This window comes from Amycolatopsis sp. FU40, assembly GCF_021903635.1.
Taxonomy (GTDB): Bacteria; Actinomycetota; Actinomycetes; order Mycobacteriales; family Pseudonocardiaceae; genus Amycolatopsis; species Amycolatopsis dendrobii.
On record NZ_CP091381.1, the window covers coordinates 8,807,731 to 8,823,128 of the forward strand.

Annotated in this window: 13 protein-coding genes; 12 read left to right on the top strand and 1 reads right to left on the bottom strand. The window is 70.9% G+C overall.

What is annotated here, in order from left to right; genetic code table 11:
• Window positions 1-64: 64 nt before the first annotated feature.
• The 5 genes from L3Q65_RS41810 to L3Q65_RS41830 are packed head-to-tail and all read left to right on the top strand — an operon-like array spanning window position 65 to window position 5,545.
• On the top strand, window positions 65-1,537 hold the full coding sequence (locus L3Q65_RS41810) for a hypothetical protein (RefSeq protein WP_370648150.1): 1,473 nt from the start codon (window positions 65-67) through the stop codon (window positions 1,535-1,537).
• A complete protein-coding gene (locus L3Q65_RS41815) occupies window positions 1,531-2,166 on the top strand; it encodes a DUF4129 domain-containing protein (RefSeq protein ID WP_237598098.1) in 636 nt (211 codons plus the stop codon). The genes L3Q65_RS41810 and L3Q65_RS41815 overlap by 7 nt, the downstream gene beginning before the upstream one ends.
• Window positions 2,163-3,302, top strand: a complete 1,140-nt coding sequence (locus tag L3Q65_RS41820; protein ID WP_182896364.1) for a DUF4350 domain-containing protein — start codon at window positions 2,163-2,165, stop codon at window positions 3,300-3,302. Before L3Q65_RS41815 ends, L3Q65_RS41820 begins: the two co-directional genes overlap by 4 nt.
• An 11-nt stretch (window positions 3,303-3,313) precedes the next feature.
• Window positions 3,314-4,264: a MoxR family ATPase gene (locus L3Q65_RS41825; RefSeq protein WP_237601004.1), complete on the top strand. Its 951-nt coding sequence runs from the start codon at window positions 3,314-3,316 to the stop codon at window positions 4,262-4,264.
• Complete coding sequence (locus L3Q65_RS41830) at window positions 4,265-5,545, top strand: DUF58 domain-containing protein (protein ID WP_182896363.1); 1,281 nt, start codon at window positions 4,265-4,267, stop codon at window positions 5,543-5,545. It begins immediately after the preceding gene.
• Between the two features lie 33 nt (window positions 5,546-5,578).
• On the opposite strand, the gene L3Q65_RS41835 is transcribed toward L3Q65_RS41830, so the two are convergent.
• Complete coding sequence (locus tag L3Q65_RS41835; protein WP_182896362.1) at window positions 5,579-6,583, bottom strand: stage II sporulation protein M; 1,005 nt, start codon at window positions 6,581-6,583, stop codon at window positions 5,579-5,581.
• A 51-nt stretch (window positions 6,584-6,634) separates the two neighbouring features.
• Between L3Q65_RS41835 and L3Q65_RS41840 the strand changes: the two genes are divergently transcribed.
• From L3Q65_RS41840 to L3Q65_RS41870, 7 genes are all read left to right on the top strand, one after another.
• Window positions 6,635-7,483 carry an RDD family protein gene (locus tag L3Q65_RS41840; RefSeq protein ID WP_182896361.1) on the top strand — a complete coding sequence of 283 codons (849 nt, stop codon included), beginning with the start codon at window positions 6,635-6,637 and terminating at the stop codon, window positions 7,481-7,483.
• Between the two features lie 4 nt (window positions 7,484-7,487).
• Window positions 7,488-8,588 (top strand): DUF2207 domain-containing protein, encoded by a 1,101-nt coding sequence (locus L3Q65_RS41845; RefSeq protein ID WP_237598099.1) that lies wholly within the window; start codon window positions 7,488-7,490, stop codon window positions 8,586-8,588.
• Window positions 8,585-10,105, top strand: coding sequence for a DUF2207 domain-containing protein (locus L3Q65_RS41850; protein ID WP_237598100.1), 1,521 nt, complete (start codon window positions 8,585-8,587; stop codon window positions 10,103-10,105). Before L3Q65_RS41845 ends, L3Q65_RS41850 begins: the two co-directional genes overlap by 4 nt.
• Window positions 10,106-10,114: 9 nt before the next feature.
• The gene (locus L3Q65_RS41855; protein ID WP_182896358.1) at window positions 10,115-11,407 is read left to right on the top strand and encodes a pitrilysin family protein; all 1,293 of its coding nucleotides are present in this window, start codon (window positions 10,115-10,117) and stop codon (window positions 11,405-11,407) included.
• The gene (locus tag L3Q65_RS41860) at window positions 11,404-12,798 is read left to right on the top strand and encodes a pitrilysin family protein (protein ID WP_237598101.1); all 1,395 of its coding nucleotides are present in this window, start codon (window positions 11,404-11,406) and stop codon (window positions 12,796-12,798) included. The genes L3Q65_RS41855 and L3Q65_RS41860 overlap by 4 nt, the downstream gene beginning before the upstream one ends.
• Window positions 12,795-13,802: an NAD(+) diphosphatase gene (gene nudC, locus L3Q65_RS41865; protein ID WP_237598102.1), complete on the top strand. Its 1,008-nt coding sequence runs from the start codon at window positions 12,795-12,797 to the stop codon at window positions 13,800-13,802. Before L3Q65_RS41860 ends, nudC begins: the two co-directional genes overlap by 4 nt.
• Window positions 13,803-14,158: 356 nt before the next feature.
• Window positions 14,159-15,388: an ROK family transcriptional regulator gene (locus tag L3Q65_RS41870; RefSeq protein WP_370648151.1), complete on the top strand. Its 1,230-nt coding sequence runs from the start codon at window positions 14,159-14,161 to the stop codon at window positions 15,386-15,388.
• The last annotated feature ends 10 nt before the right edge of the window (window positions 15,389-15,398 follow it).

Here is a 15,398-nt window from a genome sequence, read left to right on the forward strand (position 1 = left end):
GGGTGCGGACGGCTCTGGAAGAGTGACGGCAGCAACCGCAGGGCCGTGCAGACGAGGGGCTCCGATGACAAACTCACCCGGTGCGCCCGGGCCGGGGGACGACACGCCTACGCCGAGCCGGGGCTTCGCCAGTCCCGATCCCGGCGCGTCCGCCGCCACCCCGCCGCAGACCGGCGAAACGGACAACCCGTCCGGTGCCGGAACTTCGTCGTCCGCCGGCGAAAACGCCGCGTCGACCGGGACGAATCCGCCTGCCGGGACGAACCGGGCCGGGGCGGATCCTTCGGCTGCCAGCGAAAACCCGGCTGGTTCGGCGCCGCAGCCGGGCGGCGAAAGCCCGGCTGGCGCGACTTCGCCTTCAGCCAGCGAAAACTCCGCTGGTGCGACCTCGCGGCCGAGTGGCGAAAGCGCGGTCGGCGAGACTCCGGCCGGTGATAATCCGGCGACGTCGCAGCCGGGATGGGCGAGCCCCGCAGGCGCGGGCAGCGAGAGCTCGTCGGGAGTGCCTTCGTCCTCCGGTGCCGTTCCGCCGCCTCCGGCAGGCAGCGGTCAGTGGCAATCCCCGGGCCAGCAACCGATTCCGCCGTACCCCGGCACCCCCTACGGCCGCCCCGGCCAGGGCTGGAACCCGAACGGGCTGGGCAAACCGGGCGTGATCGCGTTGCGCCCGTTGAACGTCGGCGACATCCTCGACGGCGCGATCACCGCGATCCGCCGGTATCCGCTGCTGATCCTCGGGGTGTCCGCGGTCGTCGCGGTGGTCGCGGCGGGGCTGAACCTCGTCGCGTCGCTGTGGCTGGTGCCCGATTTCAACCGGGTTACCCAGCTCGGTCCGGCCGCGACGCAGCAACAGCAGCTCGACGCGCTGTACAGCCTGCTGGGCTCCACGCTCACCGCGCTGCTGCCGGTGCTCGTGATCTCCATGCTGGCGCAGACTTTCCTCACCGGTTTCCTGACCGTGGTGATGGGCAAGGCGGTGCTCGGCCGCCCGGTCGACTTCGGTTCGGCGATGCGCGAAGCCGCGCCGCGGCTGCTGCCGCTGCTGGCGGTCACCATCCTGTACACGCTGGCCACGATCGTCGCCGCGGCGTTCTGCCTGATTCCCGCCGTGCTGCCGTATGTGTTCTGGTCGCTCGCCGGTCCGGCGCTGGTGCTGGAGCGCGGCACCATCGGGCAGGCGTTCACGCGTTCGCGCCAGCTCGTGTCGGGCATGTTCTGGCGGGTGTTCGGGATTCTGCTGCTGGCGGGCGTGATCAGCTGGCTGATCTCGGCGATCATCAGCGTTCCGTTCAGCCTCGGCTCGGGCGCGTTCAGCGGCATCTTCGACCCGCAGGCGACCCTGCCGAAGGTCACGACCGGCAGCCTGGTGCTGCAGTCGGTCGGCAAGGTCATCGCGGAGACGATCGTCATGCCGTTCACCGCGCTGGTCACCGTGGTGCTCTACATCGACCAGCGGATGCGCCGCGAGGGCATGGACATCGAACTGGCGAGGGCGGCGGGCATCCAGCCGCCGCAACCGCCGCAGCAGGCGTGGTGATCGGCCTTCTCGCCGACGTCCCGGTCGACATCGACCGGGGCCCCGCCCGGCTGCGGGCGATCCAGGAACTGACCGATCCGGGTTATGCCGCGGCGCAGCCGGGCCTTCTCGAACGCGTCTGGCAGTGGCTCGGACAGCGGATTTCCGAGCTGTTCGACGCGTTGTCCGGGGTTCCCGGCGGCCCGCTCGGCCTGCTGCTGGTGCTGGCGTTGGTGATCGTGCTGATCGTCGTCGTGCGGCTGCGGGTGGGCAAGGTCGGGCGGTCGGCCACAACGTCCGGCGAGGTGTTCAGCGGACGGCGGCGAACCGCGGACGAGTACCGGAAAGCCGCCGAGGAGGCCGCCGCTCGCGGCGATTTCGCCGACGCGGTGCGGGATCGGTTCCGCGCGCTCGTGCGGGCGATGGAAGAGCGCGCGCTGCTCGACGTCCGCTCCGGCCGGACCGCGGACGAAGCGGTCGCTGAGGCCGGGAGGTTCCTGCCGGATCTGGCCGTTGACCTCACCGCTGCCGCGCGGCAGTTCGACGACGTGCACTACGGCGGACGGCCGGGCACCGAAGCCGCCTACCGCACGTTGTCCGAATTGGACGAACGCGTCCAGCGCGCACGACCGGTTTTGGCGGACGCATGAGCACAGCTGTTTCGCCGGATCTGCGCCGAATCTGGCGTGGCGCCCGGGTTCCGTTGGCGCTGCTCCTGCTCATCGTGATCATCGCACTGGCGATTGTGCTCAGTCGCGGCGAACAGACCAGCGGCGAGTTCGACCCCGGTTCCTACGAACCGCGCGGCAGTCACGCACTAGCGCATTTGCTGGAGCAGGAAGGCGTTCAAATCCGCGCCGCGCATTCGCTCGCCGAAGCACGCGAGGCCGCCGACGGCGGAACCCTGCTGATCACCAACCCGCAGCTGGTGCCCGCGAACGGGTTGGCCGATCTGCGCCGCCGGGTCGCGCATCTCGTGCTCGTCGCGCCCGGATCGATGTCGTTGGGGATGGCCGCGCCGACTGTTTCCTCGGCGGGGACAGGAGAGGTCCGTACGCTGCAACCGGGTTGCACGGTCGGCGCGGCAGTCAGCGCGGGCTCGGTCACGCTTGGCGGACGCCATTACCGCACGGACGACAAGACGGCGCGGGCTTGCTACCGCGATGACGGCGACCCGACGTTCGTGCAATTGGCCGACCGGACCGGCACCGTGACCGTGCTCGGCTCGGCCGAGGCGTTCACCAACGACCAGATCGCCAAGGAAGGCAACGCGGCGTTCGGCATGCGGCTGCTGGGCGATCACCGGCAGCTGGTCTGGTACGTACCGTCCACAGAGGACCCCGCGCTGGACGGCGAAAAGAAGCCGTTCGTCGACCTGATCCCGCCCGGCTGGCGCTACGGCGCGCTGACCGCGGGAATCGCGATCGTTCTGTTCGCCCTGTGGCGGGCGCGACGGCTCGGGCCGGTGGTGCGGGAACCGCTGCCGGTGGTCGTGCGGTCGGCGGAAACGGCGGAGGGCCGGGCCCGGCTGTACCGGCGGGGCGGCGCGACCGGGCACGCGGCGGAAACCCTGCGCGAGGCGGCCAGGACACGGTTGCGGAAGAGACTGGGATTGCCGCGCGACGCCGGCCCGCCCGCGGTGGTGGAGACGGTGAGCGCGCGGACCGGCCGGGCGCCGAACGAGGTCGGGGCGGTGCTGTACGGCCCGCCGCCGTCCGACGAGGCGGCGCTGGTGCGGCTGGCGGACGAACTGGACGCGGTGGAACGAGAGGTGGAGCGTTCTTGAGTACCGAACAGATGCAGGACGCGCGGGCGGCCCTGATCGCGTTGCGCACCGAGGTCGGGAAGGCCGTGGTCGGCAACGACGCGGCCGTCACCGGGCTCATCCTCGCGCTGCTCTGCCGGGGGCACGTGCTGCTGGAAGGCGTGCCCGGCGTCGCGAAGACGCTGCTGGTGCGGGCGTTGGCGGCGTCGCTGGACCTGAAGACGACGCGCGTGCAGTTCACCCCGGACCTGATGCCGGGCGACGTCACCGGGTCCATTGTGTACGACGCGCACAGCGGCGAGTTCTCCTTCCGCGAGGGCCCGGTCTTCACGAATCTGCTGCTGGCCGACGAAATCAACCGGACGCCGCCGAAGACGCAGTCGTCGCTGCTGGAGGCGATGGAGGAGCGGCAGGTGTCGATCGACGGCGCCTCGCGGCCGCTGCCGGATCCGTTCGTCGTGGTAGCGACGCAGAACCCGGTTGAGTACGAGGGCACCTATCCGTTGCCCGAGGCGCAGCTCGACCGGTTCCTGCTGAAGCTGACCATGCCGGCTCCGTCGCGGGAGGACGAGATCGGCATTCTTTGGCGGCACGCACAGGGTTTCGACCCGCGCGACCTCGCCGCCGCGGGCGTCCGTCCGGTCGCCGGGGCGGCGGATCTCGCTGCCGCGCGGGAGGCGGTCGCGAAGGTGACCGTCGGCCCGGAAGTGATCGGCTACGTCGTCGACCTCTGCCGTGCGACCAGGGAACTCCCGGCGGTGCGCATCGGCGTTTCTCCTCGTGGCGCAACGGCTTTGCTCGCCGTGACGCGTGCGTGGGCGTGGCTGTCCGGCCGGGAGTACGCGACCCCTGACGACGTCAAGGCGCTCGCCCGTCCCGCGCTCCGGCACCGTCTCGACGTGCGGCCCGAAGCCGAACTCGAAGGCGTGACCTCGGACGGCGTCCTCGACCGGGTGCTGGCCTCCGTGCCGGTGCCGCGCTAAATGGCAGTCACCGGGCGGCTCGGGCTGCTGGCGCTCCTGGGGGCGCTGGTGGTCGGGCTGCTGTTCCCGTCCGGAACCGGCGTCGCGGTCGTGGTCGCGGTGCTGCTGGTGCTGGTCGTCGTGGACCTGGTGCTGGCCGGGAGTGTGCGGGCGCTGCGATTTTCGCGCAGCGGCACCACTTCCGTCCGGCTGGGGGAGCCCGCCGAGGTCACGCTCACCGTCACGAATCCCGGCGGACGCACCGTTCGCGGCTCGCTGCGAGACGCCTGGCCGCCGAGCGCCGGTGCCGACGACCGGCACGCGCTGACGGTTCCGCCCGGCGAACGGCGTGCGTTGACGACCGCGCTGCTCCCGACCCGACGCGGCGACCGCATCGCGGCAAGGGTGACCGTGCGCGCGGTGGGCCCGCTGGGATTGGCCGCGCGGCAGGGTTCGCACGAGGTGCCGTGGACGGTTCGGGTGCTGCCGCCGTTCCACAGCCGCAAGCATCTGCCTTCGCGACTGGCCCGGCTGCAGCAGCTGGACGGTCGCAACGCGGTGCTGATCCGGGGCCAGGGCACGGAATTCGACTCCCTGCGCGAATACGTCATCGGCGACGACGTGCGGTCGATCGACTGGCGCGCGACGGCCCGCGCGTCCGACGTGATGGTGCGGACGTGGCGTCCGGAACGCGACCGGCAGGTCGTTTTGGTCCTGGACACCGGCCGCGTCTCAGCGGGCCGAGTCGGTGACGCACCTCGGCTGGACGCGGCGATGGACGCGGCGCTTTTGCTGGCCGCGCTCGCTTCCCGCGCGGGGGACCGGGTCGACCTGGTGGCTTACGACCGGCGAGTGCGGGCGTCGGTGCCGAACGCTGCGACGCCGTCTCTGGTGAACGCCTTGGCCACGATCGAACCGTCCCTGGTCGAGACGGACGCGCGGGGCATGGTGGCGGAGGTGCTGCGACGGACCCGTCGGCGGGCTTTGGTGGTGCTGTTGACCGGGTTGGAACCGGCTCCGTTGCAGGAGGGGCTGTTCCCGGTGCTGGGCTCGCTGACCGCTCGGCACGAGGTGCTGGTGGCTTCGGTGGCCGACCCGCGGGTCGCGGAGATGGCGGCCTCGCGGGGATCGGCGGAGGCGGTTTACGACGCTGCCGCGGCCGAGCGGGCATTGGCGGATCGGGAGTCTTCGGTGGCGTGGCTGACCCGGCACGGGGTCGGCGTAGTGGACGCGGTGCCGGAAGAACTGCCGCCCGCCCTCGCCGACCGCTACCTCGCCCTGAAGGCGGCGGGCCGGTTGTAAGTACGTGAGGGAAGCAGATTCCCTCACGTACTTCTAGCCAGCCTCGGGCAGGGCGTCTCCGGCGGCGCGCCGGTCGACATCGCCTGTTTCGCCGCCAAGCGCGGCTCGCCGGCCCAGCGTGAACACGTACGTCAGGAACAGCAGCTCCACCACCGCGCCGATGCCGATGCGCAGCCACGTCGGCCACCCCGACGGCGTCACGAACGCCTCGATCACGCCCGACACCAGCAGCACGCACGCCAGCCCCAGCGCCATCACCACCACTGACCGGCCCTGCTCGGCCAGCGCCGCGCTTCGGGACCGTCGACCCGGATCCACGACTGTCCAGCCGAGTTTCAGACCGGTTCCCGCCGCGATGAACACCGCCGTCAGTTCCAGCAGACCGTGCGGCAGGAGCAGGCCCAGCAGCACGTCGCCGCGGCCAGCCGAGGACATCAGGCCGATCGCGACCCCGGCGTTCAGCGAGTTCATCCACAGCGCGGCGATCACCGGCAGGCCGAGCGCGACGCCCAGGAACAGGCACGTCGCCGCGACCCAGGCGTTGTTCGTCCACACTTTCGCCGCGAACGACGCCGCTGGGCCGTTCGAGTAGTACGTCTCGTATTGGCCGCCCGGCGCGGTCATCGCCTTCACCTCGTCCGGCGACACCAGCGACGCGCGCACCTGCGGGTCGCCGGCGATCCAGACGCCCAGCACAGCCATCACCGCGACCGACAGCAGCGCGGCCGGGATCCACCAGCGGCGGCTCAGGTAGACCGCGGCCGGGAAGCGGTGGGTGAAGAAGAGCGCGACCTCGCGCCACGCCGGGCTGTGCGAACCGGCCACCGCCGAGCGGCCGCGCGCGACCAGCGCCGACAGCCTGGCCAGCAGGGCCGGGTCGGGTGCGGTCGAGCGGATCATCGACAGATGCGTCGCCGCGCGTTGGTACAGCGTGACCAGTTCGTCCGCCTCCAGGCCGGTCAGCCTGCTCCGTCCGGCGAGCTCGCCGAGCCGGTTCCATTCCGCGCTGTGCGCCGCGACGAACACGTCGACGTCCACCGGCCACCTCCTCTCCCGCCAGGATAGAGGCAGGCGCTCTACGCTGGCCTCGTGCAGGAAGAGTCCGATCTCGTCACCGGTGAGGCCGTCGTCCTCGACCTGCGGGTGGCGAAGCTCGCCAGCCGCGCGGTCGCGATGCTGCTGGACGTCCTCGTCCAGGCCGCGTTGCTGCTGCTCGTGCTCGTCGCGCTGATGCTGACCGCGGGGTCGTTTGACTCGGCGCTCACCATCGCGCTGATGCTGACCGCGTTCGTGCTGGTCGTGATCGGCTACCCGGTGCTGTTCGAAACGCTCAGCCGAGGCCGTTCGCTCGGCAAACTCGCGCTCGGCCTGCGCGTGGTGCGCCTCGACGGCGGTCCGATCAGCTTCCGGCACGCGCTGACCCGCGCGCTCGCCGGCTTCTTCGTCGACTTCTGGGCGCTCGGCTTCCTCGGCGCGGTGGCCGTCATCGTGTCGCTGACGTCGTCGAACGGCCGCCGCGTCGGCGACTACCTCGCGGGCACCCTGGTGATCCGCGAACGCGTGCCGCAGTCTGCGCAGGCGATTCTCGCGGTGCCGCCCGGTCTCGAAGCGTGGGCCGCGCACTTCGACCTCAGCGGCCTCACCGACGACCTCGCCATGGCCTCCCGCCAGTACCTCGGCCGCTACCACGAACTGCGCCCGGAAGCGGCCGCGTCGCTCGGCTTCAGCCTGGCGCAGCAGGTTTCCGCGGCGATCGGGGTGCCGCTGCCCTACGGGATGCCGCCGTGGGTCTTCCTCACCGCGGTGCTGGCCGAACGCCGCAATCGCGACCACGCCCGGATCGCGCCGACGCAGTACGGTCCGCCCGCCTACGCACCGCCGCCCGTTCCGCCTCCGGCTCCGCCGAAGTCCGACAACCCCTTCACTCCGCCGAGCTGAGGACATGCTCGCCGACGACGTCACCGTCACCACCGCGCAGGACGGTCAGCTCACGGTCATCGAGCGCATCGTCACCGACGCCCCGGCCATTCACCGCATCGCCGAGCGAGTACCGGTCACCGACGACGAGGACCGGCTTTACTCGATCACCGAGCTGCACGTCTCGGGTGCCGCTTCCGCTGAGGGAACGACGGTCACTGTCACCGGGCCAGCGACCGTGATGTACACAGTGGACGGTGCGGTCGCCGCCGGGCAGGTCCGGTTTCAGCTCACCGGGGGCTGGGACCGTGCGGTCGATCGGGTCACCGCCGCGTTCAGCGGACCGGAAGTGTCCACTGCGGATTGTTACGCCGGTCAGCCGGGATCGTCTCGGCAGTGCACGTTCTCCGAACTTCGGAGCGGGGGAGCGCATGCCGAACAGAACGGGCTGCGCAAAGGGGATCGGATCGATCTGGCGGTCCACACCGGACCGTTGCCGGAGAACGCCCGGTTTCTCCCGACCGGACCGTTGGCCGCCTTCGCACCGGGATTTCCTTCTGTCCTCAGTGGCCTTGCGTTAGTGTTCTACCTGGTCATCGGTGCCGCTGTGCTGCGTCGTCGCGCCAGGAGTGGTGAACTCGACCTCACCGGCACGGTTCTCGATCTCGTCGCCCGCGGGCATCTGCACATCGCTGACGGTCAGGTCAGCCATGGCGAAGCCGATCCGCTCACGCCGTTCGAACAAGCGGTCAAGACGGCATTCCCGCCGGGTCCGCTCGCTGCCGCACGGCCGGATCAGACGGAACTGCGCGCCCTTCTCGACGCCGAAGCGCATCGCCATGGCCGGCTGTCCACGAAGCAACCGCACGTCCGCCGAGCCGGGCTCATCCTGGCCGCTGCGGGCATCGTGACGACCGTCGTCCTCGCCTTCACCGTCGGCGAGGCGCTGATCGGCGTCGCGCTCCTGATCGCTGGAATCGCCACCTCCCTGGCCGCTCCGCTGGTTCACCCCCGCCGTGGTCGCGCGTTGGGGCGTCCGACGGTGCGGGCCGAATCTCCGTTGGCGGCGGAGATCGACGCGATCCAGGCCATGGCCGAACGACGCTCGGCGGTGGCCGCGCAATGAAACTCGCCGCCCTGCTGTTGCTCCCATTCCTCTGCGCGACGCCCGCTGCGGCGCAGGACCGGCCGTCGTTGCCCGGTCTGCCGCAGAGCGTCGAAGTAGCCCTGAAAGTCCAGCGCGACGGCAGCCTTTCCGTCACCGAAGCAGTCTCGGTCCCGCGCGACACCTCGATGACCCGCACCATCCCGTTGCGCGCCAACGACCGCGTCCTCGGCATCCGCGACATCAGCATCGAAGGCGCGGGCAACGCCGAATCCGGCAACGACCAGGTGACCTTCTACCTGCGCGGCGGAACGTCCGTGCTCCGGTACACAGTGGACGGTGCGGTCGGCACGAGCCTCGGCGTCGAGCACGTGACCTGGGACGTCGCCGGCGGCTGGGACACCCGCCTCGAACTGGTCCGCGCGACCTTCGCCGCGCCCGCCATCCCGGACGCGCTCAGCTGCCTCGCCGGTCCGCCCGATTCGACGACCCGCTGCGGCGCCGCGCAGATCGACCACTCCGGCCTCACTCGCGTCTCGGTGCCGAAACTCCAGCCCGGTTCCCGCGTACAGCTGACCGCCGAACTCCCCGGCGGCACAATCGCGCCGACCGAGAAGCTCATCCCCGCCGGCCCCTTCGCCGCGACCGCACCGGTGTGGTGGGCATGGCTGGCCTTCGCCGTCCTGGCGATCGCCGGTGCCGTCACCGTGTTCGTACGCCGCCGACGCGACCAACAGCCCGGCCACGCCACCGCCGTCAAACTCCTCGACAACGGCCGCTTCTCGTCGCCGGATGGCGTGCTCCCCGGACACGTAGGACCGCTTCTCACCGGACGCGTCAGCTCCGTCGACCTAGCCGCGACAGTGCTCGACCTATGCGTCCGTAACTACCTATGGGTCAGCGAAGTCGGCACGCGCAGTTGGGTCCTCGTACGCCGCAACCCGCCCGACGAACACCTCACTGCCTTCGAGCGCGCCGTGTACGCAGCCGCCGTTCCCGGCGAAGCCGCGACGCTCGCTGAAGTCCGCGAAGGAGGCGTACGCGAGCTAGTCGCCGACACGGTCCGTCGCGGCTGGCGCTACCCGAAGCGACTGTCGAAGATCGGCCCGCGGCTATGTGGGTACGGCGTCTTCCTCACTGTCCTGCTGGCCTTCACCGTCGGTTACGCACAACTTGGGTTGGTGCTCCTCGCCACCGGCATCGCGGTGACGGCAGCCGCACGTCTCTTGCCGGAGCGGACGAAGGCCGGCCTAGACCTCAGAGACCGCCTTCTCGGCCTTAACGCACAGCTTCGGACAATGGAAGCGCCAGACGACGAACTGCTCGCCTCTCGCGCGCTCCCGTACGCGTACGCGCTGGGCGAAGCAGACGCTTGGCTAGTTAACGTTTGTTCGCTGTCGGCGTACTGGTACGGCGGCTCCGGCGAGGACGCCGTGCCGTTGGCGCGGACCAGCGGATTCGTGGCCGCGCTGACCGCCGCGTTCGAGGGCGCGAGGCACCTCCGACCGGACGAGCCGAAGACGCCCGCGCCTGCGTAGGGTGGAGGCATGGCCGATCCCGAGCTCTTCCGTTTCACGATCGACAACGGTCTGCGCGTGGTGCTCGCTCCTGACCCGACCGCGCCGGTGGTCGGGGTCAGCGTGCACTACGACGTGGGCTTCCGTTCCGAGCCGGAGGGGTTGACCGGTTTCGCGCACCTCTTCGAGCACCTGATGTTCCAGGGCAGCGAAAGCCTGGAGAAACTGGCGCACTTCCGGCACGTGCAGTCCAGCGGCGGCACCTTCAACGGTTCCACGCACCCGGACTACACCGACTACTACGAGGTGCTGCCCGCCGCGGCGCTGGAACGCGCGCTGTTCCTCGAGGCCGACCGGATGCGCGCGCCGAAGCTGACCGCGGAGAACCTGGCGAACCAGATCGAGGTCGTCAAGGAGGAAATCCGGCTGAACGTGCGCAACCGGCCGTACGGCGGATTCCCGTGGATCCTGCTGCCGCCGGTGCTGTACTCCACCTTCGCCAACGCGCACGACGGCTACGGCGCCTTCGAAGACCTCGAGGGCGCGACGCTGGACGACTGCGCCGCCTTCTTCGACACCTTCTACTCGCCCGCCAACGCGGTGCTGACCGTCGCGGGCGATTTCGAAGTGGAAGAGGCCAAGGCGCTCGTCCAGAAGCACTTCGGCGACGTTCCGCACCGGCCGGCTCCGGTGCGTCCGTCGTTCTCCGAGCCGCTGCCCACCACGCAGCTGCTCGGCGAGCACACCGACCCGCACGCGCCGCTGCCCGCGCTGGCGGTGGGCTACCGGATGCCGGACCCGATCAACGACCTCGACGGCTACCTCGCGTACCTGGTGCTGGCGGGCGTGCTCACCGACGGTGACGGCTCGCGGCTGCAGCAGCGGCTGGTGCACGTCGAACCGCTGGTGGTCGACGTGGGCGCGGGAGCCGGGCTCTTCGGCCCGTTCGAGGCGCGCGACCCGGACACGTTCACCATCACCGCGATCCACCCGCCGGACGTGCCGCGCGAGCGCGTGCTGGCCGCGCTGGACGAGGAGCTGGAGAAGCTCGCGTCCACGCCGCCGGACGAACAGGAACTGAAGAAGGTCACCGCGCGCTGGGCGGCGAGCCTGCACGCGGAGCACGACCGGCTCGTGTCGCGCACGCTGGCGCTCGGCGCGTTCGAACTGCTCTACGGCGACGCGTCGCTGGTCTACCAGCTCGCCGACCGGCTGTCCGCGGTCTCCGGCGAGGCTGTGTCGGCGGCGGCGAAGGCGCTGCGCCCGGACGCGCGCGCCGTGCTCGTCGTGAAGCCCGCAAGCACCGAAGGGACGGAACAGTGACCTCGGCTGAACAGGTCAAAGCCGCACACCGCAGCGCCGAGGAGATCGGCCGCACCGTCGCCGGACCGCGTCCGCTGCCCGCACTGGGGCACCAGCGCGCCGCCGCGGATCTGTCCCATGTGGACACCACGCTGTCCAACGGGCTGCGCGTGCTCGCGGTGCGCAAGGCGAGCGTCCCGATGGTCGAACTGCGGCTGTGGATCCCGTTCGCGGGCGAGGACCGGATGCACGCGGCCACCGCGGAAGTGCTCGCGGAAACCGTGCTCACCGGCACCGCGCGGCGCGACCGGGTGGAAATCGACGCCGAGGTCGCGCTGATCGGCGGCGACCTCAACGCGGGCGTGGACCCGGAGCGGCTGTACTTCGGCGGCACCGCGCTGTCCGACGGCCTGCCGACGCTGCTGGACGTGCTCGGCGACGTGCTCACCGGCGCGACGTACGGCGACGCAGAGGTCGCGCGCGAGCGGGAGCGGCTGATCGAGCGCATCGCGGTCTCGCGGACGCAACCGCGCACCATCGCGCGCGAAGCACTGCAGAAGCACCGGTACGGCGACCACCCGGCCACCCGCGAGGTTCCGCAGGCTGAGGACGTGGCCGAGGTGACTGCCGAGCAGGTACGCGCGCTGCACACCGCTTCGGTGCTTCCGCGCGGTGCGGTGCTCGTGCTGGTCGGAGACCTTGACCCGCAAGAGGTTCCGGCCGAACTGGAGCGGGCGCTCGGCGGCTGGAAGTCGGACCGTTCGGCTGTCGTGCTGCCGCCGTTGCCCGCGCTGACCGGCGGCAACGTCCTGCTGGTGCCGCGTGCCGGCGCGGTGCAGTCGCAGATCCGGCTGTCCGCGCAGACGGTGCCGCGCGTCGACCCGCGCTACCCGGCGCTGCAGCTGGCGAACCTGGCGTTCGGCGGGTACTTCTCCTCGCGGCTGGTGGAAAACATCCGCGAGGACAAGGGATACACCTACGGCGCGCACTCGGGCTTCGAGTTCACCGGCGACACCGCAGTGGTCAATGTGGACGCGGACACCGCCAACGAGGTCACCGCGGCGGCGTACCTGGAAACCCGCTACGAGCTGTTCCGGCTCGGCACCGTGCCGCCGACCGCCGAAGAGGTCGAATCGGTGCGGCAGTACGCGATGGGCTCGCTCGTCACCGGCACGTCCTCGCAGGGCGGGCTCGCCGGACAGCTGATGGCACTGGCGTCGAACGGTCTCGGCATCGAGTGGCTGCAAAGCCACCCGGAGCGGCTTGCGGCGGTCACCGCGGACCAGGTCGCCGAAGCCGCGGCGGAATTCTTCGCGCCGGGCCGGTTCACCGGCGTCGTGGTCGGCGACGCGGACCTGCTCGCGCCGAAGCTGGCCGCGCTCGGAGTTTCCACCAGTGAGACGGACCGATGAGCGTTCCGTTCGAACTAGGGGCACTGCCGACGCTGTCGCGTTCCACAGTGGACCGTCAGGAAACCTTGCGCACCAACCCCGAGCGGCTCGCCGCGAAGTGGTCGGAAGCCCGCGTGGTGCTGCTCGACGACACCGGCCGCACGCCGGTCGTCGAGGGCAGCTGTTCGCTGGCCACCCGCAAGGCGATGGACTTCGGCACCGAACCGCCCGCCGACGCGGTGTTCCTCGGCGAGTGGGAGGACGTCGACTACTGGTCGCTGCCCGGCAGCATCGAAGGCGACGTCGACAGCGTGCGGCTGGCGGGCAGCTGGGGCGTCATCGAAGAGGTCCCGCGCGCCAACGGCGAGCTGTGGGTCGAGTTGCGCGGTTACGGCGAGCGGCTGGACGACACGTCGGCCGGGCTGTTCACCACCGCGCAGGCACTGCGGCACTGGCGGCGGCAGTCGCGCTTCTGCACCCGCGACGGCTCGCCGACGCAGCTGATCCAGTTCGGCTGGGCCAGCCGCTGCGAAGCCAAGGGACACGAGGAATACCCGCGCACCGACCCGGCGGTGATCTGCCTGGTGCACGACCTCGACGGCGCCAACGGTTCGCACGTGCTGCTCGCGCGGCAGCCGATGTGGCCGCCGGACCGGTATTCGGTGCTCGCCGGATTCGTGGAGGCGGGGGAGTCCCTGGAGGGCTGCGTCGTCCGCGAAATCCGCGAGGAGGCCGGGATCGAGGTCGGCGACGTGCGGTATCTCGGCAGCCAGCCGTGGCCGTTCCCGCGCTCGATCATGCTGGGCTTCACCGCGCGCGCGGACCGCAACGCGCCGCTCGTCCCGGCCGAGGGCGAGATCGAGGAGGCGCTGTGGGTGTCCAGGGAGGACGTCCGGGCTGCGTTCCGGAATGCCGGGAGCGGGGTGCCGACGCCGATCGCTGGCGGTGCGTCGAACCTGCTGCTGCCGGGGAACTCGTCGATCGCCCGGGTAATGCTGAAGGCATGGGCGGAAGCTGAGGAATGACGGTCAGGCGAGGGCTCGCGTCCGGCGACGCGGGCCCTCGCCTGTTTTCGGAAAGCAGGCAGCTGCCGTCGGTTCGTGCCGCGCAGCTTGATTCTCTCTTGCCCGACCGCGTAGCTGGCTCCGTCTGAGCCACCGCGGTCCGCGCTCGTTCGGTCCCGGAAATCCCGGACCACGCCGCTCCGCCGGTCTGGACCGCGTACGGTCCGCGCTCGCCCGGTCACCCTGTGCCGGTCGCCGGCATCCCGCGGTATCAAGCCGTTACCCCGCTGTTTCCCGAGCCCATTGACGCCGTGTGGCCGCGCTCACTACAGTCCCGGAAAACCGTCTGTAAAGTTTCCTAATAAAGGAGCAGCCAGGTGCGAGCCGGCAGTCCGCGAACGTTGCGCGAGATGAACGACCGCGCGGCGATCGAGGCGTTGCTGCGGAACGGGCCGATGACCCGGGGCGAGCTCGAGGCCGCCATCGGACTGTCCAAACCCGCCACCGCGCAGCTGCTCACCCGGCTTGAGCAGGACAATCTCGTCGGCAAAGCCGGGGAACGGGCCGGTGGCGGACGCGGACCGCGCGCGCAGCTGTGGGCGGTCAACGGCGCGCTCGCGCACGTCGCGGCCGTCGACCTCACCCCGCGCGTCGCGGACTTCGTGGTCGCTGACGTCGCCGGGGCCGTGCTCGCCGAGTACCGCGTGCAGCTTCCGGTGGCCGAGGACGCGGACGTCGTCGGCTCGTTCGGGCAGGCGCTGCGCCGGGTCACCAAGGCCGCGGGCATGCAACTCGACGATCTGGCCAATGTGGTCATCGGTGCGCAGGGCGCGTTCGATCCGCGCACCGGTTTGCTGTCCTCTGCCCCGCACATCCCGGGCTGGCTCGGGTTCGACGTGCCGAAGCGGCTGAGCGACGAACTCGGCGTGACGGTCAAGATCGAGAACGACGTGAACCTTGTCGCGGTTGAGGAAATGACCGTCGGCAACGCACAGGACGTCGACGACTTCGTGCTGGTGTGGCTGTCCGAAGGCGTCGGCGGCGCGGTCGTCATCGGACGGCGGCTGCTGCGCGGCGCGACCGGTGGCGGCGGCGAGATCGACTGGATGCGCGTCCCCGATCCGGCCACTGTGGACACTGGCGACAGCTGGCCCTCCGCCGGCGCCCGGTACGGAAACCTGGTCGACTCGTCGGCGATCGTCCGGCTCGCCAAGGCGCACGGCATCTCCGCGGACAGTGGATGGGACGCCGTCACGCAGGCGCGACGTACCGCACACCAAGGGTTTCTGGACGATCTCGCGCGGCGCGTCGCCAGCGGGGTCGCCAGCCTCGTCGCGGTCGCCGACCCGCAGCTCATCCTGCTGTGCGGCGAGACCAGCCGCGCCGGCGGAGACGAGTTCGCCGAGATCGTCGCGGAAAAACTGCACGAACTGGTCCTGCCGCGCACGCCGGTCGGCGTCGCTTCGGTGCAGGGCAACGCCGTGCGCGCCGGTGCGTTGCAGTCCGCGCTCGCCACCGCCCGTGAGGACGTCTTCGGCGTCGTCACCCCCACGCTCCTCGGGCCGCGTCGGTCCGCCGGAGAGCAAGCCCCGTCCCCGACCGAGTAGACCCACCCGA